At 47.0% G+C, this 845-nt stretch carries 1 protein-coding gene; it reads left to right on the top strand.

Features of this window, described 5'->3' with window-relative positions; genetic code table 11:
• A partial coding sequence (locus GMD6S_RS11510; RefSeq protein ID WP_000963087.1) for a ribonuclease J occupies positions 1-845 on the top strand: 845 nt, incomplete at both ends.

Genomic DNA, 845 nt, shown 5'->3' with positions numbered 1-845 from the left:
GCCTACACTCTTAAACCTGAAGAAGTCGGCGTTTTTGCCATCGGTGGTCTGGGAGAAATCGGAAAAAACACATACGGAATTGAATACCAAGACGAGATTATTATCGTCGATGCTGGGATTAAATTCCCAGAAGATGACTTGCTGGGTATCGACTATGTCATTCCTGATTACTCTTACATCGTGGACAATATCGACCGCGTCAAGGCTGTTTTGATTACCCACGGACACGAGGACCACATTGGTGGGATTCCCTTCCTGCTCAAGCAAGCAAATGTCCCTATCTACGCTGGACCGCTTGCCTTAGCTTTGATCCGTGGAAAACTCGAAGAACACGGCCTCTTGCGCAACGCCAAACTTTACGAAATCAATCACAACACTGAGTTGACCTTTAAAAATCTCAAGGCAACTTTCTTTAGAACGACTCACTCTATTCCAGAGCCTTTGGGGATTGTTATTCATACTCCTCAAGGAAAAATCGTTTGTACGGGTGACTTCAAGTTCGACTTCACTCCAGTTGGAGAACCGGCGGACTTGCACCGGATGGCAGCCCTTGGTGAAGAAGGCGTACTCTGTCTCCTGTCTGACTCGACAAACGCAGAAGTGCCAACCTTTACCAACTCTGAAAAAGTCGTTGGCCAATCCATCATGAAGATTATCCAAGGCATTGAAGGACGCATCATCTTTGCATCCTTTGCCTCAAATATCTTCCGTCTCCAGCAAGCAACGGATGCCGCTGTTAAGACTGGACGCAAGATTGCAGTCTTTGGACGTTCGATGGAAAAAGCCATTGTCAACGGTATCGAGCTTGGCTACATCAAAGCTCCTAAGGGAACCTTTATCGAGCC

Source organism: Streptococcus sp. GMD6S, from assembly GCF_000297015.1.
The sequence above is the reverse complement of the archived record's forward strand: the minus strand, read 5'-3'. Positions and strand labels throughout refer to the sequence as shown.